Annotated in this window: 24 protein-coding genes and 2 pseudogenes; 14 read left to right on the top strand and 12 right to left on the bottom strand. The window is 69.4% G+C overall.

Features of this window, described 5'->3' with window-relative positions:
* The first annotated feature begins 23 nt into the window (after positions 1-23).
* The 4 genes from O3Q52_RS04865 (at position 24) to O3Q52_RS04850 (ending at position 5,101) form a co-directional block, all read left to right on the top strand.
* On the top strand, positions 24-2,153 hold the full coding sequence (locus O3Q52_RS04865; protein WP_269647537.1) for a hydantoinase/oxoprolinase family protein: 2,130 nt from the start codon (positions 24-26) through the stop codon (positions 2,151-2,153).
* Positions 2,150-2,749 carry a hypothetical protein gene (locus O3Q52_RS04860; protein ID WP_269647536.1) on the top strand — a complete coding sequence of 200 codons (600 nt, stop codon included), beginning with the start codon at positions 2,150-2,152 and terminating at the stop codon, positions 2,747-2,749. Before O3Q52_RS04865 ends, O3Q52_RS04860 begins: the two co-directional genes overlap by 4 nt.
* Positions 2,750-2,752: 3 nt before the next feature.
* The gene (locus O3Q52_RS04855; protein WP_269647535.1) at positions 2,753-4,033 is read left to right on the top strand and encodes a TRAP transporter large permease subunit; all 1,281 of its coding nucleotides are present in this window, start codon (positions 2,753-2,755) and stop codon (positions 4,031-4,033) included.
* 66 nt (positions 4,034-4,099) lie between these two features.
* Positions 4,100-5,101 carry a hypothetical protein gene (locus O3Q52_RS04850; protein WP_269647534.1) on the top strand — a complete coding sequence of 334 codons (1,002 nt, stop codon included), beginning with the start codon at positions 4,100-4,102 and terminating at the stop codon, positions 5,099-5,101.
* Positions 5,102-5,116: 15 nt separating this feature from the next.
* On the opposite strand, the pseudogene O3Q52_RS04845 reads toward O3Q52_RS04850, so the two are convergent.
* The 3 genes and pseudogenes from O3Q52_RS04845 to O3Q52_RS04835 all read right to left on the bottom strand — a co-directional run.
* Positions 5,117-5,715, bottom strand: a pseudogene (locus O3Q52_RS04845) (IS5 family transposase); the annotation flags it as partial.
* 131 nt (positions 5,716-5,846) lie between these two features.
* Positions 5,847-6,341 (bottom strand): hypothetical protein, encoded by a 495-nt coding sequence (locus O3Q52_RS04840; RefSeq protein ID WP_269647533.1) that lies wholly within the window; start codon positions 6,339-6,341, stop codon positions 5,847-5,849.
* A 318-nt stretch (positions 6,342-6,659) separates the two neighbouring features.
* Positions 6,660-7,010 (bottom strand): annotated as a pseudogene (locus tag O3Q52_RS04835) (ABC transporter permease); the annotation flags it as partial.
* 194 nt (positions 7,011-7,204) lie between these two features.
* Between O3Q52_RS04835 and O3Q52_RS04830 the strand changes: the two are divergent.
* Entirely contained in the window at positions 7,205-7,525 is a 321-nt protein-coding gene (locus O3Q52_RS04830) for a hypothetical protein (protein WP_332112867.1), read from the top strand.
* Positions 7,526-7,766: 241 nt separating this feature from the next.
* Here the strand turns inward: O3Q52_RS04830 and O3Q52_RS04825 are convergent, their stop codons facing one another.
* Positions 7,767-8,399 carry a hypothetical protein gene (locus tag O3Q52_RS04825; protein WP_269647531.1) on the bottom strand — a complete coding sequence of 211 codons (633 nt, stop codon included), beginning with the start codon at positions 8,397-8,399 and terminating at the stop codon, positions 7,767-7,769.
* 314 nt (positions 8,400-8,713) lie between these two features.
* Between O3Q52_RS04825 and O3Q52_RS04820 the strand changes: the two genes are divergently transcribed.
* Complete coding sequence (locus O3Q52_RS04820) at positions 8,714-8,881, top strand: hypothetical protein (RefSeq protein WP_269647530.1); 168 nt, start codon at positions 8,714-8,716, stop codon at positions 8,879-8,881.
* A 79-nt stretch (positions 8,882-8,960) separates the two neighbouring features.
* On the opposite strand, the gene O3Q52_RS04815 is transcribed toward O3Q52_RS04820, so the two are convergent.
* The 3 genes from O3Q52_RS04815 to O3Q52_RS04805 all read right to left on the bottom strand — a co-directional run bounded on the left by O3Q52_RS04815 (position 8,961) and on the right by O3Q52_RS04805 (position 11,873).
* Positions 8,961-9,452: a hypothetical protein gene (locus tag O3Q52_RS04815; protein WP_269647529.1), complete on the bottom strand. Its 492-nt coding sequence runs from the start codon at positions 9,450-9,452 to the stop codon at positions 8,961-8,963.
* A 230-nt stretch (positions 9,453-9,682) separates the two neighbouring features.
* The gene (locus O3Q52_RS04810) at positions 9,683-10,420 is read right to left on the bottom strand and encodes a hypothetical protein (protein WP_269647528.1); all 738 of its coding nucleotides are present in this window, start codon (positions 10,418-10,420) and stop codon (positions 9,683-9,685) included.
* A gap of 124 nt (positions 10,421-10,544) precedes the next feature.
* Entirely contained in the window at positions 10,545-11,873 is a 1,329-nt protein-coding gene (locus O3Q52_RS04805) for an MFS transporter (protein ID WP_269647527.1), read from the bottom strand.
* A gap of 123 nt (positions 11,874-11,996) precedes the next feature.
* On the opposite strand from O3Q52_RS04805, the gene O3Q52_RS04800 reads away from it, so the two are divergent.
* Positions 11,997-12,959, top strand: coding sequence for a LysR family transcriptional regulator (locus tag O3Q52_RS04800; protein ID WP_269647526.1), 963 nt, complete (start codon positions 11,997-11,999; stop codon positions 12,957-12,959).
* A gap of 51 nt (positions 12,960-13,010) precedes the next feature.
* Here the strand turns inward: O3Q52_RS04800 and O3Q52_RS04795 are convergent, their stop codons facing one another.
* A complete protein-coding gene (locus O3Q52_RS04795) occupies positions 13,011-13,643 on the bottom strand; it encodes a DUF1707 domain-containing protein (protein ID WP_269647544.1) in 633 nt (210 codons plus the stop codon).
* A 421-nt stretch (positions 13,644-14,064) separates the two neighbouring features.
* Between O3Q52_RS04795 and O3Q52_RS04790 the strand changes: the two genes are divergently transcribed.
* Positions 14,065-14,907, top strand: a complete 843-nt coding sequence (locus O3Q52_RS04790; protein ID WP_269647525.1) for a sugar nucleotide-binding protein — start codon at positions 14,065-14,067, stop codon at positions 14,905-14,907.
* 12 nt (positions 14,908-14,919) lie between these two features.
* Here the strand turns inward: O3Q52_RS04790 and O3Q52_RS04785 are convergent, their stop codons facing one another.
* A complete protein-coding gene (locus O3Q52_RS04785) occupies positions 14,920-15,786 on the bottom strand; it encodes an LLM class flavin-dependent oxidoreductase (protein WP_269647524.1) in 867 nt (288 codons plus the stop codon).
* A gap of 206 nt (positions 15,787-15,992) precedes the next feature.
* Between O3Q52_RS04785 and O3Q52_RS04780 the strand changes: the two genes are divergently transcribed.
* The 3 genes from O3Q52_RS04780 to O3Q52_RS04770 are packed head-to-tail and all read left to right on the top strand — an operon-like array spanning position 15,993 to position 18,630.
* Positions 15,993-16,829 carry a CPBP family intramembrane glutamic endopeptidase gene (locus O3Q52_RS04780; protein WP_269647523.1) on the top strand — a complete coding sequence of 279 codons (837 nt, stop codon included), beginning with the start codon at positions 15,993-15,995 and terminating at the stop codon, positions 16,827-16,829.
* A complete protein-coding gene (locus tag O3Q52_RS04775) occupies positions 16,826-17,974 on the top strand; it encodes a sensor histidine kinase (RefSeq protein ID WP_269647522.1) in 1,149 nt (382 codons plus the stop codon). Before O3Q52_RS04780 ends, O3Q52_RS04775 begins: the two co-directional genes overlap by 4 nt.
* Positions 17,971-18,630, top strand: coding sequence for a response regulator transcription factor (locus O3Q52_RS04770; RefSeq protein WP_269647521.1), 660 nt, complete (start codon positions 17,971-17,973; stop codon positions 18,628-18,630). Before O3Q52_RS04775 ends, O3Q52_RS04770 begins: the two co-directional genes overlap by 4 nt.
* A gap of 77 nt (positions 18,631-18,707) precedes the next feature.
* On the opposite strand, the gene O3Q52_RS04765 is transcribed toward O3Q52_RS04770, so the two are convergent.
* Positions 18,708-19,160, bottom strand: coding sequence for a DoxX family protein (locus O3Q52_RS04765; RefSeq protein ID WP_269647520.1), 453 nt, complete (start codon positions 19,158-19,160; stop codon positions 18,708-18,710).
* Positions 19,161-19,395: 235 nt separating this feature from the next.
* On the opposite strand from O3Q52_RS04765, the gene O3Q52_RS04760 reads away from it, so the two are divergent.
* On the top strand, positions 19,396-19,683 hold the full coding sequence (locus tag O3Q52_RS04760) for a hypothetical protein (RefSeq protein WP_269647519.1): 288 nt from the start codon (positions 19,396-19,398) through the stop codon (positions 19,681-19,683).
* 394 nt (positions 19,684-20,077) lie between these two features.
* Here O3Q52_RS04760 and O3Q52_RS04755 read toward each other — a convergent pair whose 3' ends face one another.
* On the bottom strand, positions 20,078-20,668 hold the full coding sequence (locus O3Q52_RS04755; protein ID WP_269647518.1) for a TetR/AcrR family transcriptional regulator: 591 nt from the start codon (positions 20,666-20,668) through the stop codon (positions 20,078-20,080).
* A 152-nt stretch (positions 20,669-20,820) separates the two neighbouring features.
* Between O3Q52_RS04755 and O3Q52_RS04750 the strand changes: the two genes are divergently transcribed.
* Positions 20,821-21,840, top strand: a complete 1,020-nt coding sequence (locus O3Q52_RS04750; RefSeq protein ID WP_269647517.1) for an aldo/keto reductase — start codon at positions 20,821-20,823, stop codon at positions 21,838-21,840.
* Positions 21,841-21,963: 123 nt separating this feature from the next.
* On the opposite strand, the gene O3Q52_RS04745 is transcribed toward O3Q52_RS04750, so the two are convergent.
* On the bottom strand, positions 21,964-22,713 hold the full coding sequence (locus O3Q52_RS04745) for a TioE family transcriptional regulator (RefSeq protein ID WP_269647516.1): 750 nt from the start codon (positions 22,711-22,713) through the stop codon (positions 21,964-21,966).
* Positions 22,714-22,771: 58 nt separating this feature from the next.
* Here O3Q52_RS04745 and O3Q52_RS04740 point away from each other — a divergent pair, with 58 nt between their 5' ends.
* Positions 22,772-23,974, top strand: coding sequence for an erythromycin esterase family protein (locus O3Q52_RS04740; protein WP_269647515.1), 1,203 nt, complete (start codon positions 22,772-22,774; stop codon positions 23,972-23,974).
* Positions 23,975-24,007: the final 33 nt, after the last annotated feature.

Raw genomic sequence — 24,007 nt, 5'->3', positions numbered from 1 at the left:
CCAGCACAAGGAGGTGCACGGATATGAACACACCCCGCATCCGCGTCGGCATCGACGTGGGCGGAACCTTCACCGACGCCGTAGCCGTGGACGCCACGACCCTCGAACTTCTGGGGCAGGTCAAGGTCCCCACCAGCCACCACCACGAGGACGGCGTCGCGCACGGCATCGTCGAGGCGCTCGACCGGCTCCTGGAGCAGACCAACTGCGCCCCCGCCGACGTCGCCTTCCTGGCACACGGCACGACCCAGGCCACCAACGCCCTCCTGGAGGGCGACGTGGCGACCGTCGGACTGATCGGCATCGGTACCGGTCCCGCAGCGGTGCTCACCCGCCGCCTCGCGTCGTTCGGGAAGCTCGAACTCGCCCCCGGCAAAAGGCTTCCGCTGACCTACGCGCATGTCACCGACCCTCAGGACACGGCAGACGTCCGCCGCGCGGTCGAGGAGCTGAAGGGCGAAGGCGCTCAAGTCCTCGTCGCCAGCCAGCCGTTCAGCGTCGACCGTCCCGAGGGCGAGCAGGCCGTCCTGGACGCGGCACGGCCGTACGGGCTGCCGATGACCGCCGCGCACGAGATCACCTCGCTGTACGGTCTGCACAAGCGCACCCGCACCGCCGTCGTCAACGCGGCGATCCTGCCTCGGATGCTGGCCACCGCCGATCTCGTCGACGCCTCCATCACCAAGGCGGGCGTGACCGCGCCGCTGATGGTGATGCGCTGCGACGGCGGTGTGATGGCGCTCGACGAGATGCGCCGCCGACCGCTCCTGACCGTCCTGTCGGGACCGGCTGCCGGAGTCGCGGGTGCGCTGATGCAGGAGCGGGTGAGCGAGGGCGTGTTCCTGGAGACCGGGGGCACTTCGACCGACATCGGCGTCGTACGCCGCGGCAAGGTCGCCGTCCGGCACGCCACCATCCTCGGCAAGACCTCGTATCTGAGCGCCCTCGACGTGCGCACGGTCGGCGTCGGCGGTGGGTCCATGGTGCGGATCGGCGGCGGCCGGGTGACGGGGGTGGGACCGCGCAGCGCCCACATCGCGGGGCTGCCGTACGCCTGCTTCGCCTCCCCCGACCAGTTGCGCGACGCCAAGGTGGACATCGTCCGGCCCATGGACGGCGACCCCGCCGACTACGCCGTGATCGACGCGGCGGGCGGTCGGTTCGCCATCACCATGACCTGCGCCGCCAATGCCCTCGGCCGCGTCCCCGAGGGCGACTTCGCCCGCTGCGATCCCGAGAGCGCGCGTGCCGCGATCGCGCCGCTGGCCGCCCATCTCGGCACCGACGTCGCGACCGCGGCGACTCGGATCCTCGACGCGGGCATCGCCCAGGTGAAGACAGTGGTGGACGCCATGATCCGCGACTACCGCCTGGACAAGGACACGGCGATCCTCGTCGGCGGAGGCGGCGGTGCCGCGTCGGTCACCCCACACCTTGCTGACACCAGTGGCATGGAGGGCCGGATCGCCCGCCACAACGAGGTCATCAGCCCCATCGGCGTCGCCCTCGCACTCGTACGGGAACAGGTCGAGCGGATCGTGCCCGGCGCCACGCAGGAACAGATCCTCGCCGTCCGGGCCGAGGCGGAGCGGGCGGTCGTCGCCCAGGGCGCCGCCGCCGAAGGCGTCGAGGTCGAGGTCACTGTCGACCCTCAGACCAACACCGTGCGCGCGGTCGCGACCGGCGCCACCGAACTGCGCACCCAGGACCGGTCCCACCGCGCCGACGACACCGAACGACTCCGCGCCGCAGCGGCCAGTCTCAAGACCGACCCCGCGGCGGTCCATGTCCTGGCGGGCACCTCCGCCCACACCGTCTACGGCGCCGAGACGCACCGCCGCCTGCGGCCGACCCGCCGGCCCATACGGATCGTCGACGTGGACGGTGTCGTACGCCACCACGCCGCCGACGCCCGCGTGGAGACCACCACCGTGGCCGGTGCCCCGGAGGTGCTCGCCCGGCTGGTGGGCGAGTCCACCTCGTACGGCGACGGCGGGGTACGCGCTCCCGCCCTGCGGCTGCTCCTCGGCGCCCGCATCGCCGACCTGTCCGGCGTCCTCGACCCCCAGCCTCTACTCGCGCTGGCCCGCAGCGAGTTGCGGGCCCGAGCGGCCGACGAGCCGGTGGTCGCGGTGCTGGAGGTGCGGTCATGACAGCCATCGAACTCACCTCTGGCGACCAGGCGTTGATGGATCCCGCGTCCGTCGACGACGTCGAATGGGGCGTACGGCTGCTGGCCGCCACGCCGACCCACGAGGGCCGGGACCGCGAGCTGCTGCGCCAATGGGCCCGTAGGGCCGACGAGTTCGGGTCCCGGCTCGCCACCGTCCCATCCACCGCGCGTGTGGTCGAGCGGTCCGACGGGGTGGACCGGATGCTGCTCGCCCGCTACACGTCACGGCCCCCGACCGTCGAGCTGTACACCGACACACTTGCCCTCGCCGGGGAGTTGGTCGACGCCCGTGGCTGGCGGGCCTGGTACCCGCCGGGCTCGATGCGCGCCGCCGCGCTGGCCCACGAGGCGGTGCACGCCCACCTCCACCACGGCCCCGCGAAGGCCTCACTCAAGCAGGCGCTCGACCACACCGTGCTGCGCCTCGGACGCCACCGCGTGGCCGGCCATGTCGCCGGTGCCGAGGAGGTCGCCGCGCACGCCTACGCCCGAACCGTCTGCGGACTCGGTCGCAGCCCCCTGCTCCTCACCGCCGCGCTTCGCGCGGAACTCACCCGGCCCGGAAGAGAGAAGTGACCCATGGGTGTCGTCATCCTTCTCGTCATGGCGGCCGGCGTCGCCCTGATGCTCACCCGCAAACTGCCTACCGCCTTCGCGCTGGCCCTGCTCGCCGTCGCCATCGCCTTTCTCGCCGGGGCACCGTTCACCGGCAAGAACAGCGTGCTGGACACCGTCCTCCAGGAAGGCGCGCCGGCCCTGGCCGCCACCATGATCGCGATCATTCTCGGGTCCTGGCTGGGCAAGCTCCTCGACGAGACGGGCATCGCGGGAACACTCGTCCGCAAGATCGTCGAGTTCGGCGGTGACCGCCCGACCGTGGTGGCCCTCGGCGTCCTCGCCGTGTCCGCACTCGTCGGTACGGTGACCGGCTCGGCGCCCGCCGCCATGCTCGCCGGCATCATCGGCATCCCCGCCATGATCGCCGTCGGCGTGCCCAAGGTGACCGCCGCGGGCACGGTGCTGATGGGCATCGCCGTGGGCGTCCCCTTCGAGCTGCCGTTGTGGCAGTTCTTCTCCACCGCACTGGAACTGCCGATCCCGACCGTGCGCGGCTTCATGGTGAAGCTCTTCCCGTTCGCCCTGGCCGCGGCTCTCGCGTTCGTCCTCGTCGAGACGCGACGGCGTGGCACCGAGCACGCCTGGTCGCTCAAGTCCGTTGACGCGAAACCGCGTTCACGACGCGAGGAGCTGGGCGACGCACCCTGGTACGCGCTGCTCGCCCCCGCCGTCCCGCTCGTTCTCGCCCTGGGCTTCGAACTCGCCATCATCCCCTCACTGTTGGCGGGCGTCCTGTACGCGCTGGTCACCACGACACGGCCCGGCGGCATGAACAAGCGGCTGCTGCGCACCCTGTACGGCGGCTTCGAGGTGGCCGCCCCGCCGCTCGTCCTGTTCATCGCCATCGGCATCCTGCTCGCGGCCGTGAAACTGCCCGGCGCCGTGGACGCACTCGAACCGCTCGTCAAGGCCGTCAGCCCGCACAACCCCGTGGTGTTCGTCCTCGTCTTCACGCTCCTCGTCCCGCTGTGCCTCTACCGCGGCCCCCTCAACGTGTTCGGGCTCGGCGCGGGCATCGCCGGCGTCCTCATCGCCACCGGCATCTATCCCGCGGTCGCCGTCCTCGGCATGGCCACCTCGTACAACCAGGTCTTCGGCGTCGCCGATCCCACCAGCACACAGACCGTGTGGAGCGCCCAGTACGCGGGCGTATCTCCCCAGCAGGTCATGGTGCGCGCCCTGCCGTACGTCTGGGCGGTCGCCCTCGGTGGTCTGTGCGTGACCGCGGCGACCTATCTCTGAGCCCGGGCCCCGTTCGGGCCCGCCGAGCGACACACCTTCTGTCACCCTTCTGCCATTGGAGCCACCATGCAGGAGCAACACCTCGACCGACGCCTCTTCCTGCGCGCCACCGCGGCCACCGGAGCCGCCCTCGCCGTCGGAACGTCGCTGGGCGCCCAGTCGGCTGCCGCAGCACCCGGCGGATTCCCCAACTACACATACGTCCGCACGCTTCTGATGGCGTCTCAGCTGAAGTACAACCCCACCGGTGAGATCATCTTCCCCTGCGTCAGAGGCGTCTACGACAAGCTGAGCTCCCCGCTCGGCCGCTACTACCTGTACTACGCGCCGCACGACGCGCCCGGTGGCATCTGCCTGGCATACGGCAACTCGCTGGAAGGGCCGTTCACGGAGTACCCGTCGAACCCGATCGTCTCCAACAAGTGGTCCCCGCACTACTCCGTCAGCCATGTCTCGTCCCCCCACGTGCTGTGGAACGCGGACGCCAAGGAGTTCTGGCTGTACTTCCACGGAGAGAACACCACGACCCGCCTCGCCCGCTCGACCGACGGGATCCACTTCACGTACGACAAGGTCGTGCTGTCGACATCCATGCTCCCGGCAGGCACCAACGAGACGTCGTACGCCCGGGTCTTCCGCCACGACCTGCCCTCACGCGGCGCCCGCTACGTGATGGTCTTCATGCTCAACAACACCACCAACCACCGTGACATCCACTGGGGTTGGTCCGCCGACGGACGCACCTGGGCCTACGACCAGCAGCCGTTGATCCGGCACGGCGACGTCGGCGCCGTCAACGTCGGCGGCCCGCACCTTCTCCACCGCAACAACAGCACCTACGTCGTCTACAACAAGGACAAGGAGAGCGGCGGCGACATCATGATCACCGAGGTCGGCAACGACTTCAGCAAGCGCACCCACCTCGGCGTCTTCTACAACTCGCGCGGCACCGCTCCGGAGAACGGTCGCGCCGCGGCACCTTCCTTCGGCACCGACGGCGGCGTCCCGTACATGATCTACGAGGCGGGAGAGAGGCTCTCGGGGGCCATCGCGGTGGCCCGGGGCTAGGCAGTCTCGTCTGGATCAGCGGGCGGACCAGAGGAAGATGCCTGCCACGTGGAGTCCGGCCAGGTGGATGGTCGCGGTCTTCTCGTAGCGGGTGGCGATCCCGCGCCACTGTTTCAGGCGGTCGATGCACCGCTCGACGATGTTGCGCTGCTTGTAGGTCTCGCGGTCGAAGCCCGGCGGCCTGCCTCCACGGCTGCCCCGTCGCAGCCGGTGGCCTCGCTGCTCCGCCAGGACTGGGATCACCGCCCGGACGCCGCGCTTGCACGGGTGTTCACGGATCGCGCGGGACGAATAGGCCTTGTCGGCAAGGATCACGTCCGGCCTGGTGCGGGGGCGTCCTCGCGGCCGGGGAACGCGCAGGCGGGCCATAACGTCTGGTAAGGCGGGCGCATCCCCGGCCTGCCCGGCGGTGAGATGGAAGGCCGGCGGCCGACAGCGGTCATCTGCAGCAAGGGGGATCTTCGTGGCCAGTCCCCCGCGGGACCGGCCAATGGCGTGGACGTCGGGTTCGCTGGCTGGGGCCCCTTTTCCCGGGCCCCGGCGGCGTGCTGGTGAGCGCGCACGATCGTGGAGTCCACGGCGACAGCCCAGTTGAGGTCCTCGTCCGCGTCGGCCCCTACCAGTTGCCGTACTTCTGCGGCAGATGCACCCACTGCGCATCGCTCAACGACACACCCGAAACCAACGACAAGCCGATCCAAACGAAACTGCCTCGGGCAAGGCTGCCGCGTGGGCCCAGAGGGGCCTAGAGGGCGTCCCACACCTTGAACCAGCCGATGTTGTCGTTCGCTCGGGCACCCACGTTCGGCGTGCCGAACCCGTAGTAATAGACGGCGCTGTGGCCGTCGTTGAGGACGGCCTGCTGGCCGTCGCAGCTGTTGTAGGTGATGAACGAGGAGATCGAGCGCCACCACGTCCCGGTGCTCAGGACGTAGCCGTCTGCGTCGCAGGGGCCGTAGTCCCCGTATACGTCGGTGCTGTCGCCGCCGTACTCGGCGTGCTCGTACCAGGTCATGAGCAGGGTCCGGCCGCTGCGGTTGACCGCCGCCGTCCCGGAGTCGGAACAGGTCCGGCTCTTCACCTGGGAGAACTTCTCACCCGGCTTCACCCGCTCCACCACCACGGAGCAGTGCGTGCCGTCCGACGACGCCGAGGCCGATGCCTGCGGTGCGAGTCCGACGAGGCCGATGAACGAAGCCGCCACACTCAGCGTGGCGGCCATACGCGTGTACAGGGACATGATGCTCCTCGCGGCTGGGCTGACAGGGCATTGGGCACCGCAAGCCTAGGAAGCTCAATCGCGCAGCGGTCCCTGACAGATGTCAGGGACAGGGGCCGGGGCCGGGCCTGGGAGCGTGGCAGCCCCTACTTGACGAACCCCTCCGCCTTCATCCAGTCCAACGCCAGCTGATGCGGATCCTCCCCGTCCACTGGTGTTGATCACCGGGCGGCGTTGTAGCTGCGGATTGCCGGGATACCGCTTGGTCAGGTTCTCCAGCTCGATGGAGGCGCCGTGATGCTCGCCGGTGGTGCCGTCTGGGGCGCCGGGGCCGTTCTCAGATACGGATCTCCTCGGAATGGTCAGCCGCCCGATCAGGACGTACGCGGCGTCGAACAGCAGCGCCAGGACGCTGGTCCCGAGCGTGCCCGCGAGCACCTGGTTGAGCGCGTTCACGCTGCCCAGCGAGGCGAGGCCGCGGAAGATCACTTTGCCTAGTCCAGGGCCGGAGGCGTACGGCAGCAGGCCGTACAGCGTCAGAGCGATCACCGCGAGCGGTACGACCAGCCCCACGACCGGGATGAGCAGACCGATCAGCACCCCGAGTACGCTCGCCACGACCATGCACTGGAAGACGGTGCTGGCCTGGTGCCAGACGTCGGTGAGCAGCTGCTGGTGGCAGTTGCCCAGGTACTCCCAAAGCTCACGGACTCACCCCACCAGGTCGCGGCCACAGGGCCTGTACCCGCCGAGACGGGGCGCCCCGGCTCGGCGGCACGTCCAGTGCTGCACGTCGTATATCGCGTTGTGGGTTCAGGGACGCCCGCCATAAGGTCACGGGCATGTCTGTACGTCTTCGAATGCGTCAAGCACTGCCGGAAGCGATGCGTGCCCGTGACAAGGCCGCGGTGAGCGCCCTGCGTTCAACACTCGCTGCGCTGGACAACGCCGAGGCGGCGCCCGTGGACGAAGCCGAGCTGCGTGGCATGGCCCTTGAACAGTCACCGGTCGGTGCCGGCGCCACCGAAGCGGTGCGGTGTGAGCTGAGCGAGCGCGGTGTGGTGGATGTCGTGCGCGCCGAGGCCGCCGAACGGCTGGAGGCCGCGGAGCAGTTGACCGCACCCGCGCACGCCGACCGAGCCGCGCGGCTTCGCACGGAGGCCGCCGTGCTGCTGGGGTTCCTCGACGGTCCTGACACCCCGTAGGCACGGCGAGGCATCGCACTCGACCACAGATCTCCTTGAGGACAGACTGCTGCCCATGGCACTGACAGGCATGGGCGCCGGCTCACGGAGCGGGCAGCAGCGGTGAGTGTCGGCCTGCCCGTCTTCCGTTACCACCCCGACCCGCTCGCCAGCGGGTCCGTCCGCGCGAGCACCGCGAAGTACACAGGCTCCGCCCGACGGTCACGGGTCACGTCACGCGTCACGCGTCACGCGTCACGCGTCACGCGTCACCGACATCGTGTGGGTTCGCCGCCAAGTGAACGGCCGCGTCGACCAGCACGTCCACCGCCGAAGGCGAGTGCGGCCAGCCCTCGTACCGCACGCGCAGTTCGCCGTCGCCCGTCTCCACCGAATCCACGCCGTACGGCAGGCCCAGGCGACGTATCTCCCGACGGCTCAGCCGCGCGGGCGGCCGCTGACCAGGCAGACGGACCACGACCACCGTGACTACCGTTCCCGCCTCGCCCACGTCTTCGACAGAGCAGGCGACGCCCACCTCAACGCCCTGTGGGCGGCCCAGGGCAAGCAGCTCACCCCGGAATCGGGGACTTGTCGGCAACTCCCACCCCTGTACGTCCCCGGTGAACACCGCCACGGTGGTGCCGAAGCGCCCCTCGTTGCGGCCGGCCCACGTGGCCAGAGCTCCGTGGGTCAACGCCTTCCGACGTGCGGCGCTTCGCACATCAGCCAGCGTCATCCCGGAGATAAGGCCGGCAATCGCGACTGAGACAACGACAAACAGCAGCGACACCTGCCACGGAAATCCCCAGAACAGCCCGATCACCACGAGCAGCGCCGACGAGAACACCGCGAGGAAGACCCCCGTCTTCAGCACTTCCCGTTCTTCGTCCATAGACGGCATGTATTGCAGTACACCACCGGCTACGCCGGACCGACCCACCCTTGCACCTGGCTATGGCCGCCACCCACGCCGTGGTCGGAGGGGAGCACGGTGTCCTCCAGCACCCGTGCCGAGACGGCCGCCAGGTAATGTGCCTTGGTGCCGGTGTGCCGGTACAGCGCCGTGGGATAGACGGCCTGGGCAGTGGCTGTCCGAGGTCGCCCGGTTGTGTCGCCGGGCGATGCACCGGCACCCAAACCTCGCCCCGATCCTGGGCTCGCGGGGAGGAGGGCTGGCAGCAGGAATACGCAACCCACCTCCGGACGGTGAACCCGAACACCTTCCCGGCCCTCACCCGCAATCTCGGTCTCCTGGAGAACAACGCCTTCCTGGTCCGCTGGGACTCCGGCCGGGATCGCACCATGGACCGCAGCTTCGAAACCACGCTGGAACTACTGATCCTGGGGATGCGCGCCAAGCTCACCGCACAGTGATGAGCTGAGCGAGCCGGACCGCGCACAGCGCGTTCGCACCCGGGCCCGAGCCCGTCTTCATTCTGTGGAATCAGCGATGTCAAGCCGTGTGCTTGTGCATCACGTCGAGGTAGTGACGGTCTGGGTGAGGCACATGGTTGTCCCTGCCTGGGAGGCTGAAGACCGCGCAGACGTCAGCGGGCCGGGTGAGGATGCTGGACTGCCCGCCGAATGTCAGGGTGTCGTTGACGTGATGCTCACAGCCTGCGGTGTCCAATGCTGCGACCAGTTCCTCGCTGAGTACGGTGGCCTCGAACGACTCCGAGTCGGGCAGGACGAGATCGGGAAGCTTGGCGGTCGAGCCGGGCCAGAGGTTGATCCAGATGCCGCTGACCGCCCGCCGGGTGACTCTAAGCTGCAGCCCGTCCCAGGAGTACGGGTAGCCGTCGATGTCGGGCCCCTTCATGAGGATGGCAGGGTGCGGACGCCCTCGACCGAGGAGGTCCTCAGCGTCGGTCAGGGGCATCCCGCAGTGAAGAGGCCCAATCCGGCCGGTGCGGGCGAAGGCGACGAGGACGTCCATCAAGGTCACGGCAGTGACTGTGACACGCCCCTGGGCCGGTTCACACTCCGATATCGGCTCGCCCCCCGAGATCTCCCGCCGCCGCTGCTCGGCGGACTCGACGAATTGAAGACCATCGCGGCCAACGCCTCTGCAGTCGGCGGGTGGATGGGCCCCCTCCCCCAGCGATGCCGCTATAGCCTGCTGCGAATACCGCAGACGGCCATAGCGGCGGTGTGGGACCTTCCCACAGTGCGCTCCTACTGCGGTCGCATCAGAGCCAAGTCCTCACCCCATGCGTCCAGCACCGCGCTGTGCCCGGCCCCGCGAGCCACTGCCTCGACCTGGGCGAAGAGACGACGCTGTGTGGACACGTCGCCCCTTCCCGAGATGCGGTCCACAGCGTCGAGGAGCATGCCGGTGTCCCAGCCTGGCAGCGGAAATCGGGCAAGCTCCCATCCCAGGTACTTGTTGTAGGGGCGCGGGCGGCGGTCGAGAGCGAAGAGCAACTCCAGGAGAAACCGGATGCTGTCGGCGGCGTCGAGTCGGGCCGCGAGCGCATGTCCGTCGCGGTCGTTCTTGACCGAGCGGTAGAGGGAGTTGGCGTAGGCATCGAGCCACTCGCCCGCCTCCCGGAAGGCATCATCGGCGTCGAGCCGTGCCTTGCCGGCCAGGATCTGGGCGATGCCTCCGTCGAGCCGGTCGAGCACGATCCGCGCGCGGGCGAGGGCGTACCGCTCGAAGCCGGGCGTGCCGACAACACGGAACTCGTCGAGGGAGAGGATGACGAGGTCGAGCTCTGGGGTGCGGTGCCCCGTGAACCGGGTGAGGGCCGTCGTCGCTCCCTCGGCGAGGACGACGTACAGGTCGTGGTCGGAGTACTCGGTGGTCATGCCCTCGTGGGCCCGGGAACCCTTGAGGACGAGGCCGACGACAGCTGAATCAGTGGCGGCGAGTTCGACAAATGTGTCGAATGTGATGGGCTGTTGAGCAGTCATTGCGCGATCTCCGGTGTTGTGATGACGGGCATGCCGGCCGGGCGACCCGAAACTCATGGGGGTCACCGACACCGTCTGCGGCGGCGCTTGGCCGCCACCCGGAAGATCAACGCACGCGCGGACTCTACCGCCCTCCGCCGGTCGACCGATGGGTCTCGCATACGGCCGTCTCAAGCACGGCACGTACGCAGGGCTCTGAGGTGGGCCATCCGGCCCGCACCCCTGCGTCCGATACCGCGGGCTCAGGGGCCGGCAAATGTATTCGTCTGGGCAGCAAGAGCGGAGTGGCGAGCAGGAGGACGCCGGACAAGGTGATCGCGGCGAGCGGGCTGGTGAGGGTGGCGAGGATGCCCCAGATCACCATCAGGACAGCTTGCAGGAGTTTACTGATGGCGCTCCAGGTGCTGAGGACTTGGGCGGTACGGTCCACGGGGGTCCGCCGCAGGCGTTCCGTCGCGTAGATCGGGTTGAAGATGCCCATGCAGGTGATCAGCAGGCCCTCGACGACGATCACGGTCAGGAGTCCGGGGATACCGGGGCCGACGAACGCCAGACCGAGCGGGAAGAGTGATCGCAGCCAGCCGAAGACGATCATGATCCGGTATCGGCCGTAGCGGGCCACGAGGCGCGCGGAGAGGCGGGCGCCCACGAAGCCGCCAACGGCCGGGATGCCGAAGGCGAGTCCGTATTGCCAGGCCGGGAAGTGGTACTGGCCCAGCAGGAGGACGGACAGGAGCGGGGCGGTGGCCATGATGAGACTGCTGACCAGGATCGAGTTGAGGAACAGGCGCCTCAGTGCGCGGTCGCGGAGGATGAACCGCCACCCGCAGAGAAGGTCGGCTCCGCGCAGCCTGGTGGCCCGGTCCCGGGGTGCCGCGATGTCACCTCCGCGGACGCGGAGGACCCCGAGCGCGGACAGCAGGTAGCTGAGTGCGTCGGCCATGACCGTGATGACCGGGCCGAGCAACCCGATGAGTGCGCCGCCGAGGGGCGGGCCCGCCGCGGTCGCCACCCAGTTCGTGCCCTCGAATCTCCCGTTCGCCACGAGGAGTTGATCGCCACGGACGAGGTATTTCAGGTACGCGCCGGATGCGGCGGAGAAGGCGATGCTCGCGGTCCCGGAGATGACGGAGACAACCAACAGTTGGCCGTACGAAAGCAGGCCGAGGACGTACGCGATCGGGACACTTGCCACCGCGACGAACCGGATCAGGTCCATCGCGATCATCACCGGACGCTTGGCCCGGTGCTCGACCCACGGCCCGAGCGAGAACGCGACGATCGCCGCGACGGCGAGCCCGGCCGCCTCCAGCACCGACACGGCGAATGCCGACGCGTGCAGCACTTGAACCGCGATCAGCGGGAACGCGCCGAAGGCAAGCCACGTACCGTAGGTACTGACGGCGTAGGCCGACCACAGCCAACCGAAACTGCGCCCCAACCGCACGCGCATGCGTCTCCCTCGCGACAACCGATGTTCGGGTCGCTGAATCACACCGGACCCACCACCGCGGGATCAAACAACCGGATCCCGGGCGAGCCACAACCATCGGTTGGGCACGTCTATGCTCGACGAATGGATACCGAGGCGGTGCGATCGTTCGTCCGCGCGGCCGAGCTCGGGCAGCTGCAACACGCGGCCGACGAGCTCGGCGTAACGCAACAGGCCGTGTCGAAGCGCATCGCGACCCTTGAGCGCGAACTCGACGTCCGGTTGTTCACCCGCACCGCCCGAGGGGTCGAGCTGACACTCGACGGGCAGGCCTTCCTCCCGCATGCCCGGAGCATCGTCACGGGTGTCGATCGCGCGATCTCCGCGATCAGACCGGGCTCGCGGGCCCTTCGGATCGACGTTCTCGGCCTGCGATCCGCGCAGGCGGTCGTCCTTCACGACTACTGGCGGTCGCATCCCGAGACCGACCTCGACGTGGTGACCCTCAGGGTCAACGACCCGCGCCTGGCGGTCGCCGCCGTCCAAGCAGGCGATATCGACGCCTCGTTCCGCTCGGTCACCGACCCCGCCACACTGCCGCGCGACGTGCAGATGATCCACGCCTTCGACTCCCCGCTGGAACTCCTCGTCGGACCCGGGCACCCGCTGGCCTCCGTACGGGCACTGACACCAACCCAGCTGCGCCGACACCGGATCTGGGTGCCCGGTATCGCGCCGCGAAGCGAATGGGCTGAGTTCTACGATCAGCTCGCCACCGACTTCGACCTCCGCATCGACGCCGCGGGGCCGAACTTCGGCAACGAGGTCCTCCTCGACATCCTCGCGGACTCCGCGGACGTGGCAACCTTCGTGGGCTCGCGCGACCGCTACATCTGGCCGACGAACCACGACCTGCGCCGCATCCCGATCGTGAATCCGACGCTCGCGTACCCGCTCTCGCTCATCCTCCCCCGCGAGAACCCCCACCCCGGACTCCGCGCGATCATCAGCCACCTCGGCAGCCTGACACCGCTCCCTGAGACGGCCTGGCGCCCCTCCTGGGCAACAACACCACGCCGCGGCGACGGAACCGTCGAACACACCTGACGCTGACGGTCGAGGGCTGCAAGGACAGCTGCAAGCGCCTGCAGAAAGGGATCAGGGCCTGCGCAGCAGCCACTGCCCGAACGTCCGGCGCCGCGGCCGAACCACCACGCGGCCGTGAGCCTTCTGCCCGACCAGCTCCACTCGCAGAGTGACCGGCGTGTCAGGGTCCGCCGAATTCTGACGGTACTTGACCCTGCTGTGCACCAGCTGCAGACCATCGGTATCGACCACGACCCCCGGCCTCGTGACCAGCGTCAGCGTCTTGCCCGTCATGCCCACGTCGATCCGCAAGGTGTCGTGCGTAATCACTGCGTCAGTGAAGTCGAGTGTCACCTCGCAGAACGTCACCGCGAGTTCCATCCTCCGCGGCACCACCCAGCGTCCCAGGCGCTCGATCGCGCCGCTGTGGACCTGTTCGATCCGGACTACGTCCTTGACCTCGGCCACGGTCGTGCCGGCCGTGGCCGAGACAGGCGGCAAATCAGCGGTGAGCGTGGCCAGTTCACTCAGAGTCCGCGCCGACAGGGCGGCTTCCAGGCGCTCGTCCAACTCGTCCGCGGTCAGGAGGCCGTCCCCCGCCGCGATCCGCAGCACATCCACCACCCGATCCCGGTCCGCATGGGAGGCTCGCAGCTCGGGCGACGAGCCGGAGTGCTTCCCGGTGGGCGAAATCTCTCCCGGCATGCTTCCGTCCTGGTCCTGTCGAACGTCTGCGCGCGACGCGGGCAGCGGCGCGAATAGAAGACTAACGCCATATCGCGACATGGCCCCCAGACCCAAGGAGCCGGGACACGCCAACGACTGCACCATCGGCCTCGCCGAGGCCACCAAGCCGGTCTCGTCCGGCCCCAAGCCCGGCGACTCCGGCTCACCGGTGTTCAGGGCACTCACCCAGAAAGCCTCAGAACGGCCGGGGAAGCACACACAGACCCGACCCGCCACTACGGGGGGAAGTGACGGGCCGGGCCTGAGGTCCACGGTGCCACATCCGTCCCCGGCGCGCGCGGTCTCCGGGGGAAGTCGCCCGGGATCGAGGGAGTCGCCCCTGCTCCGCGGCCTGCTCCTTCGGGGTCGCGCTCATCCGAGCCCGTTACCGTAGGGCGCCATGAAGGTCCTGATCATCGGTGACAGCGGTTTTCTCGGCACGGAACTGGTGCGCCAGGCGACGTCCGCGGGCTGGGAGACGGCCGCGACGTACTGTTCCCGCCCCGGCGGCATTGCCGGAGTTGCCGGAGCATCGTGGTACCGGCTCGATCTTCGCTCCGCCGGGCACATCGACGAGGTACTGGCCGCGGTGGCTCCCAGCACCGTCATCGACGCAACGAGCGGCGGGAGCGACTGGGCGGTCACCGCCGACGGCTCGATCCGCGTGGCGATGGCCGCGATGCGACGCGGTTGCCGCCTGGTCCACGTCTCCAGCGACGCGGTGTTCTCCGGTTCCCGGATTCGCTACGCCGAGAGCTGCCTGCCCGACCCGCTCACCCCGTACGGCGCGGCCAAGGCCGCCGCCGAGACCGCGGTGCGGCTCCTGGCGCCGACCGCCGCGGTCGCCCGTACGTCGTTGATCATCGGACACGGCGGGTCCCGGGGGTCCGTGCACGAGCGCCTGGTGCACGCCCTGGCCGCCGGCGCGCACGACGGCGTCCTGTTCACCGACGACATCCGCTGCCCGGTCCATGCAGAAGATCTGGCTTCCGCCCTGCTGGAGCTCGCGGTGTCGGACCAGGCCGGGATGTTCCACCTCGCCGGAGCGGACGCCCTCAGCCGCCACGAACTCGGCATACTCATCGCCCGCCGCGACGGACTGGACGCGGCCCGGCTGCCTGCTGGGCGCCGGGCCGACAGCCTCGTGCCCGGCCCCCTCGACGTCCGCCTCGACAGCGGCGCCACGCAGGAACGCATACGCACACGGCTGCGGGGAGCCGGAGAGTTTCTCCAGGTCCAGTAGACGCCCGACGCGCTACAGGACCGGCGGGCCCTGTTCGATGCGGCACAGCACCGGCGTGAGCCGGTCCAGCGTTTCGCTGGTCTGGATCTGCCGTTCGTCCCACCAGGTGGCCCCCGCCTCGGCCAACGGGCCGATCAGATCGCGGGTCCTGGCAGCGTCGTCGCCCGGTGTGGCACCGCCGAGGACGATCTCGAACGGGGTGCCGGACCGGTCCTCACGCTGCTTGCGCACGTATGCGACCAGGTCGTGGACCTGATCGACAGGCGGTACGTGGCCGTGCCTGGCCTCGGCGAACAGTGGGACCACACCGTCCCAGCGGGCGGCCCGGCGCATGGGCGGGCGGTTCGGCCAGAAGCCCGCGACCCAGACCGGCGGCCGAGGGCGCTGCACCGTGGCGGGCAGCAAAGTCACGTCCCGTACCTCGTAGTGCCGTCCCTCGTGATTGACCGGCTTGCCCGACCAGTAGCGCTGGAGCAGGTCCAGGCCCTCGTCCAGCCGCTCGGCCAGTACTTTCGGGTCGGTGGTGTCACCGAAACTCGCGTACTCGTCCTCGACGGGCCCGCCCAGCCCCGCAGCGAAGGTGACCCGGCCGCCGCTCACGGCGTCCAAGGTGGCCACCTGGCGGGCGAGTTGCTGCGGGCGCCGCCGGGCGACGGGGGTGACCAGCGTGCCCAGCCTGATCCGGGACGTCGCCAGTGCGGCGGCGGTCAGCAGCATCCAGGGGTCCCCGAAGGGTCTTCCCCCGTGCTTGCGGTGCAGTACGTGATCCCAGACGAACAGCCCGTCCCACCCTGCCTGTTCGGCCGCCGCGGCCACCTTCGCCACGGTCCTGGGATCGGCGAAGTCACCGAAGTTCGGAATGTTCACCGAGAAGCGCATCCCCGAATCGTGCTGCACGGCACCGGGAGCGGCAACTGAAAATCCTGCCGGGCCTTGGCGCCTCGCACCGGGGGGCCTGTACGCCCTGTCCCCCGAGAGAGCTACGCGCAGGTGTCCACCGAGCGGTGACGATTCCGGCTCCCCGGATCCATAGCTTTCTACACAGCCCGCGGCACCCAGGTCGCGGCTCTGACGTGGGAGTTCTCATGAGACTGGTCTGGCAATTCCTGGCCGTCGCGGCGGTCGCGTTCATCGGCGGCCAGGCGCTTGCCGCGCTGGAGGACCACCCGTGGCTCCAACTGGCCGTCGGCGTCCCGACAGCCGTGCTCGCGGTGCTTGTCTACGGGTGGGTGGTACGGCGGACCGAGCACCGCCCGTCCACGGAAGTGGCCCCGGAAGGCTCTCCAGCCGCGATCGGCCGCGGAACACTGATCGGCGCCGCGCTGTTCGGGGCCGTCATGGTGAACCTCTTCACCTCCGGGCACTACGAGGTCGACGGCGTGGGCTCGGTGTCGGGCGCGGCGGGGCTGTTCGGCTTCATGGCCGCCGCCGCGGTGACGGAGGAACTGCTGTTCCGCGGCGTCCTGTTCCGCATCACCGAGGAACGCATCGGTACGTGGATCGCGCTGGTGCTGACCGGAACCCTGTTCGGCCTGTCGCATCTGCTCAACCCGAACGCCGGCGTGTGGGGTGCCACGGCCATCGCCATCGAGGCCGGCGGCATGCTCTCCGCCGCGTACGTCGCGACCCGCAAGCTGTGGGTGCCGATCGGCCTGCACTTCGGCTGGAACTTCGCCGCGTCCGGCATCTTCAGCACCGAGGTCTCGGGCAACGACACCCCCCAGGGACTGCTGGACTCGACGATGTCGGGCCCGAAGCTGCTCACCGGCGGCGACTTCGGCCCGGAGGGAAGCGTGTACTCGGTGCTGTTCTGCGTACTGGCGACGATCGCGTTCATGTGGCTGGCCCACCGGCGCGGCCATGTGGTGCCCCGCCGTCGGCGAGCCGAGCGGACCGACACCACCGCTACACTCCCCCGATGATCAGTCTTCGGCGGCCCCCCGAGTGGTGGCACCGGGCCCACGTCACGATCCGGGATCTCCCGATCGGATTGCTGTGCCTCGCCGCGTCGTTCCTGCCGGGGTTCTACGGCACGCAGATCGGCAACCTGCCGCACCGCCCCTTCGACGCACTGGCCTTCGTGGCGATCGCCCTCGAATGCTTCCCGCTCGCCGTGCGCCGCCGGTGGCCGGTCGTCTGCCTCGCCCTGGTGTCGGCCGGCTTCGCCATCGACCAGATCCGCGGCTACCACTCGTTCGCGGGCACCGCGCTGCCGATCGCGCTGCTGAGCGTGGGAGCCCACCTGGAACGGCACCGGCGTACCGCCGCGATTGCCTTCTCCGTGGCGTACGTGCCGCTGGCGGTCGCGCTCATCCTGCTCGATTCGGGCGAGCCACCGATCGGATTCGTGACGTTCTATCTGGCGATGGTCCTCGCGTGGGGTTTCGGGGCGTGGCTGCGCTCCACTCGGGTCGCGGATGCCGAACGCCGCAGCCGTATCGCCGAGGACACCCGTACCGCCGAACGCACCCGTATCGCCGGCGAGTTGCACGACGTCGTGACCCATCACGTGACGGCGATGGTCGTGCAGGCCGAGGCGGCGCGCTATCTGACCGCCTCACCCGATCGACTCGACCAGACCCTGACCGCCGTCTCCGACACCGGCCGGCGGGCCATCACCGACCTGCGGCACCTGCTCGACCTGCTCAACCCCGACCACGGCACCGAGCCCAGAACGCCGTCCGTCGGCAGACTGCTCACACTCGTGGAGCAGACGCGCCGGGCCGGTCAGCCGGTGGAGTTCACGGAGGAGGGCACACCGGCGGAGTCGACCGGCAGTGCCGAACTCGTGGCCTACCGGGTCGTGCAGGAGGCCCTGACCAACGCCCTCAAATACGCTCACGGCAGCCGCACTTCGGTCCAGGTGCGCCATGCCGAAAAGGAGATCACCGTGGAGGTCAGTACGGACGGTTCCGGCTCTCGGGCCGGGTCACCCGGCGGGAGCGGGCGGGGCCTGGCCGGTCTCCGCGAACGGGTGTACGTCCTGGGCGGCGACTTCAGCGCGGGCACGCGGAAGGCCGGTGGCTTCGTCGTACGGGCGCGGATACCCGCGGGGAGCCCGTCGTGACCGCACCGATCCGGGTCCTGGTCTGCGACGACCAGGTGCTGATCCGCACCGGGCTGGTGACGATCATCGACGCCCAGCCCGACCTCGAGGTGGCAGGCGAGTGCGGAGACGGACAGGCCGCGGTCGACCTCACCGCCCAAGTGCACCCCGATGTCGTGGTGATGGACGTACGCATGCCGGTGCTCGACGGCATCGAGGCCACCCGCCTGCTGGCCGGCGCCGGGGTGCCGCATCCCGTCAAGGTGCCCGTGGTGACCACGTTCAACCTGGACGAGTACGTCTACGAGGCGCTGCGCGCGGGGGCCAGCGGGTTCCTGCTCAAGGACGCCCCGCCGGCCCAACTGCTCCACGGGATCCGGACCGTGGGCACGGGCGCGGCACTGCTGGACCCCGAGGTGACGCGTCGGCTCGTGGGGCGGTACGCCGCCCGCATACGGCCCGCCGAGGGCGGCCCCGCCGACATCCCGCTGACCCCTCGCGAACTGGAGGTCCTTCGGCTCATCGCCAACGGCCTCTCCAACAGCGAGATCGCCGCGACCCTCGTGATCAGCCCGGAGACCGTCAAGACCTTCGTCTCCCGCATCCTCGCGAAACTGAACCTCCGCGACCGCGTCCAGGCCGTCGTCTACGCCTACCGCCGAGGGCTGGTGACCTGACCCGGCACTCGGGCGACGGGTGCGGAGCAGCCTTCCTCTCGCAGGTGTTCAACAGCCTTGCGAGGAAGGGCCGATCGCTACCGGGCCCGTTCGGTCATCGGGCTCGCGACGGGACGTGCGTCGCTTCCGCGGCCGACCAGGCCCGCGAGGGAGAAGGCACCGGGGCCGGAGAACACGATGAGCAGGAATCCCCAGCAGAAGAGCACCGGTGAAAGTCCCCCGTTCTGCAAGGGGAAGAGGCCGTCCTGCTGGTGTTCCGTGAAGTACGCGAACGCCATGACGCCCGAGCTGAGGAACGCCGCGCTGCGGGTGGCGACCCCGAGGAGAACCAGAACGCCGCACACCAGCTCGATCACCCCGGCGTACCAGAAGGGCCAGTCGCCCGTCGGGCTGGCCTTCCGGTCCAGCACCCCGAAGACCGTGGCAGCGCCCTCGCTGGCGAACAACAGGCCAAGGACCATACGGAACAAGCCCAGCACGAACGGCTGGCGCGTCGTCAGCCAGTCTCCGAGGCGCGGAGTGGTGGTCATCGGTACTCCTCGAATGTGTCACAACGGAATCAGGGGCGATGAACCACAGGATGCAGGTAGAAGCCCCTAGTTGACCGTACGTGTCCGGAGCGCTCCGGGTTCAAACGGGTTCCGATGTCTCTGTGCACCGTGATCGTCGTCGCCTGCGTCGAGGTCTGAACCGCCCCCATCTCGCACTAGCACTCACCAAGTGGCAGACGGCATGATGTCCACCCGGAGCCCGTAGGGAGTAGTCATGAGATCGCGCCTGCAGTGGACCCAAGGCCGCGGGGAGCATGTCATCGTCGGCCGCAAGCAGACGTACACAGCCGAGATCTTCATCAAGTTCTTTGTCCTGGCCGGCCTGCTGTACATGCCGGTTCTCATCTTCAAGTGGGGTGAGTGGATCCCGTTCGCCGGAGCCAGCGTCTACCTGCTCTGGGAACTCGGCCGCTCCAACAGCGCACTCGGCGAACTCGCCGAGCTCTGGAACGAGCAGCACGAGCAGCGGCAGGAGCCGGCTCGCAGCGACTCGCTCCAGTGACACAGCCCGCCAGTTGACACACCTGCCGCCGCGCCCCGACCACGAGAGAGCGGCCGGGGCGCCCGCCACATCGCACCCGTCAGTGATGGTGGCCCTGCGGCCGAGGGTGCCCACCCAGGTTGACCCGCGGCTTGCCGAGGAGGTCGCTGCTCGCGTCGCCGGGCGTGGTCGTCATGGTGTCCTCCGCGGTGTCTCGTGCCCGGGCAACGTTGTGCGACATCCGGGCGACGCCCATACGACGCCTACGACGCTCACCGGAACACACCCGCGCCCCCGCCGAAACTCATCCCGGCAGGGGCACCTCGGCCGACCCTGCACGGATCACGTCGGGCCGGCAACCTCGCGGACGCGCGCTCAGCGATGGACAAGAGGGCCCCGTTCACGGGTGTCACGGTCAGCCCGGTTGGCGTAGGCCCGCGACGAGGAGTTCGACCAGTCGGCGTGCGTCGTAGCGGGAATCACTGTCGGCGCCGATGCAGAGGTTTCCGACGCCGCGCATGAGTTGGTAGGCGGTGAGGTCGGAGCGGATCTCGCCGGCGGCGGCAGCAGCGTCGAGGAGCTGGGTGCACACCGGCAGGAGGCGGTCCAGGAAGTAGGAGTGCAGCGTTTCGAAGCCGGCGTTGTCGGTCTGCAGCGCGGCCGCGAGTCCGTGCTTGGTGACCAGGAAATCGACGAAGAGGTCGACCCACTTTCCGAGGGCGGCATGAGGTGTCGGGCTGCTCTCCAGCAGGGCCGGGCCGGCCTCGGCGCAGGCGTCGACCTGGTGGCGGTAGACGGCGATGACGAGATCCGCCCGGGTCGGGAAGTGACGGTAGATCGTGCCCAGCCCGACACCGGCCTTGGCCGCGATGTCACGCACCGGTGCTTCCACGCCCGAGGTTACGAACACCGCGGCGGCCGCATCCAGCAAGGTCTCCTTGTTGCGCCGGGCGTCCTTCCGCCTGGACTGGGCCGCGCCCCCCGCGCCCTCGTCGCTGTCGTTCACCGCGCCACCCTCCGCTGCCGAGCTTGCAAAACGGAACGCCGTTCCGTATTGTTCCGGAACGTGGTTCCGTTTGCTCATGATGCCAGAGCAGGGGCCCCACAACCAAGCCATGCAGTGACACCACGCTTCACCCGCAACGGAGGATCACGGTCATGCAGTACCGCACCTTGGGCCGCACCGGTGTACAGGTCAGCTCCCTCGCGCTCGGCGCGATGAACTTCGGCAGGATCGGGCGCACCACGCAGGACGAGGTCACCGCTGTCGTCGACGCCGCCATCGAGGGCGGGATCAATGTCATCGACACGGCCGACGCGTACAGCGGCGGCGAGTCCGAGGAAATGGTCGGCAAGGCCATGACCGGCCGCCGCGACGACATCGTGCTGGCCACGAAGGCGACCCTGCCGATGGGCCACGAGCGCAACCATCAGGGCAGCTCGCGCCGCTGGCTGGTCACCGAGCTGGACAACAGCCTGCGCCGTCTCGGCGTCGACCACGTCGATCTCTACCAGATCCACCGGTGGGACCCGACCACCAGCGACGAGGAGACACTGTCGGCCCTCACCGACCTGCAACGCGCGGGAAAGATCCGCTACTTCGGCTCCTCGACCTTCCCGGCGTACCGCATCGTGCAGGCACAGTGGGCCGCCCGCGAGCACCACCTGAGCCGCTACGTCACCGAACAGCCCAGCTACTCGATCCTGCAGCGCGGAATCGAGACCCATGTCCTGCCCGTGACCGAGGAGTACGGGCTCGGGGTACTGGCGTGGAGCCCGCTGGCCTCGGGCTGGCTGTCGGGGGCGATCCGCGAGGGCCGGGACATCACCACCAGCCGCTCCTCGTTCATGCCGCAGCGCTTCGACACCGCCATTCCCTCCAACCGGGCGAGGCTCGACGCCGTCGAGAAGCTGGCCGATGTCGCCGACGGGGCCGGCCTCACCATGATCCAGCTCGCGCTCGGATTCGTGACCGCACACCCGGCCGTGACCAGCGCACTGATCGGTCCCCGCACGCTGGACCATCTGCACTCGCAGCTCGCCGCCGCCGACACCGTGCTCTCCGCCGACGTGCTGGACGCCATCGACACCATCGTCGCCCCCGGCACCGGCCTGGCCGCACACGAGAAGAACGACACTCCGCCGGCCCTGCTCGACCCGGCCCTGCGACGCCGCTGACGGCCCGGCCCGCCACAGCGCGCCCACGTCCACATCACACGGCCAGTACCCGTTCCGGCAGTACTCGTTACGGCTCCCCGATCTGCCCGGCGGCTCTTGTTCTCGTCGGCCGGGTCCGGAGTCTCATCCGCGCTCGCGGAGGTACGCCTCCAGCTCGGCGGCCCCGGTCAGCATGGCCCGCCCGCGGGCCGATACCCGGCCTCGCCAGTCGGACAGTGCGGCCTCCAACGGCTCCAGCCCGCCGGCCGACCGCAGCTGGGCGATCAGCGGGGCGATCTGCTCCAACAGGTAGCCGCCCCGCCTGAGTTGGTGGGCCAGCCGGGCATCCCGTACGTCGGACTCGTCGTAGACGCGGTATCCGGTCAGCGCGTCGCGGCGCGGGCACATCAGCCCGGCGCGCTCCCATTTTCGCAGCGTCGCGGGACGAATCCCGAGCTCTTCCGCCAGCGGCCCGATGAACCTGTCGACGGGCCCGGAACTCGCTCCGGGTCCAGCAGCCGCATCGCTCCCGTACCCCGTGGTGGGCTCCAGGTCGCGGAGGGCACTCTCCACGGCCTGGAGAGTGCGCCGGTCGTCGAGGAGCTGGGCGTGGCTCTCGTCGATGAGACGGAACGCCTCATCGACCGCGCCCTGGTTCACGGCACGCATGATCGACGTCGCCGTCTGGTGCCCGTGGCCGGGTACCAGGGCAAGAAACGCGCGCAGGGCCTCCGCGTGCAGCGAGGTATAGGTGCGGTAGCCGGTCGGTGTGCGGTCAGCGGCCGGAAGGATGCCGGCCTCCTCGTAGTTCCTGACCGCCTGCGTGGACAGACCGTGCCCGCGCGCGAGGTCAACCGGCCTGAGCCGCTCACCGTTTTGAAGGTTTCGTCCCATGGCCCTGCCGATATCGCGCGAAAGTTTCAACCGGAGGTTCAACGATACCGTTGAAGGCATGGCTACTGACATCAAGGACGCCGTCCACGCCTTCGACGCTGCCGCAGTCATGAGGCTGCTTCCGACCCGCCCTCGCCTGCTCGCGCTGGGCGAGCCCACCCACGGCGAGGACACGCTGCTCGACCTGCGCAACGAACTCTTCCGGCAGCTCGTCGAGCAGGAGGGCTACAGGACGATCGCGATCGAGAGCGACTGCATGATGGGCCTGGTCGTGGACGACTTCATCACCTCGGGCAAAGGCACGCTCGACGATGCGACGGAGCACGGATTCAGCCACGGTTGGGGCGCGTCCGCGGCCAACCGCGAGCTCGTGCGCTGGATGCGCGCCCACAACGAGGGCCGGCCCGCGTCCGAGCAGGTCCGCTTCGCCGGTTTCGACGGCCCGCTGGAGATCACCGCCGCCGCGAGCCCCCGGCAGGCCCTCACCGCACTCCACGCCTACCTCACGGCCCAGGTGGACACGGATCTGCTCCCCTGCACCGCGGAAACACTCGACCACCTGCTCGGCGCCGACGACCGGTGGACCGATCCCGCCGCGATGATGGACCCGTCCCAGTCCATGGGGCAGTCGGCCGATGCCGGTCGGCTCCGGCTGCTCGCCGACGATCTGGTGGCACTGCTGGACGCACAGACACCGCACCTGATCACGACGACCTCGCGGGAGGACTTGGACCGGGCACGCCTGTACGGCCGCACCGCGACCGGCCTCCTGCGCTACCACCACTGGATGGCCGACACCTCACCCGCCCGCATGGCACGGCTGTGCGCGCTGCGGGACCTGATGATGTCCCACAACCTCCTGGCCGTCGCCGCCCGGGGACCAGCACTCGTCCACGCCCAGAACTCCCATCTCCAGCGGGAGAAGAGCTCCATGCAGATGTGGCAGGGGCGGGTTGAGTGGTGGAGCGCCGGCGCGCTGGTGAGCGCCCAACTCGGCAAGGAGTACGCCTTCGTGGCCACGGCCCTCGGCACGATCCGCCACCAGGGAGTGGACACCCCACCGCCGAACACCCTCGAAGGCCTCCTCTACGAACTCCCGGACGACCGCTACGTCATCAACCCCCCACAACTGACCACCGCCCTCGGCGACACACTCCCCCCAATCCGCGTCTCCCCCTGGTTCGGCTACGCCACGTTCGACCCGGCCCACCTGGCGGACAGCGACGGCATCGTGTTCGTGAAGGATGTCCTGCGGAGCTGACCCCACCATGAGCAGTCCGACCTGCAGGGGCCC

The organism is Streptomyces sp. ActVer (genome assembly GCF_027270795.1).
In the GTDB taxonomy this organism is placed as follows: Bacteria; Actinomycetota; Actinomycetes; order Streptomycetales; family Streptomycetaceae; genus Streptomyces; species Streptomyces umbrinus_A.
This window is presented reverse-complemented; position numbering and strand designations above follow the sequence as displayed.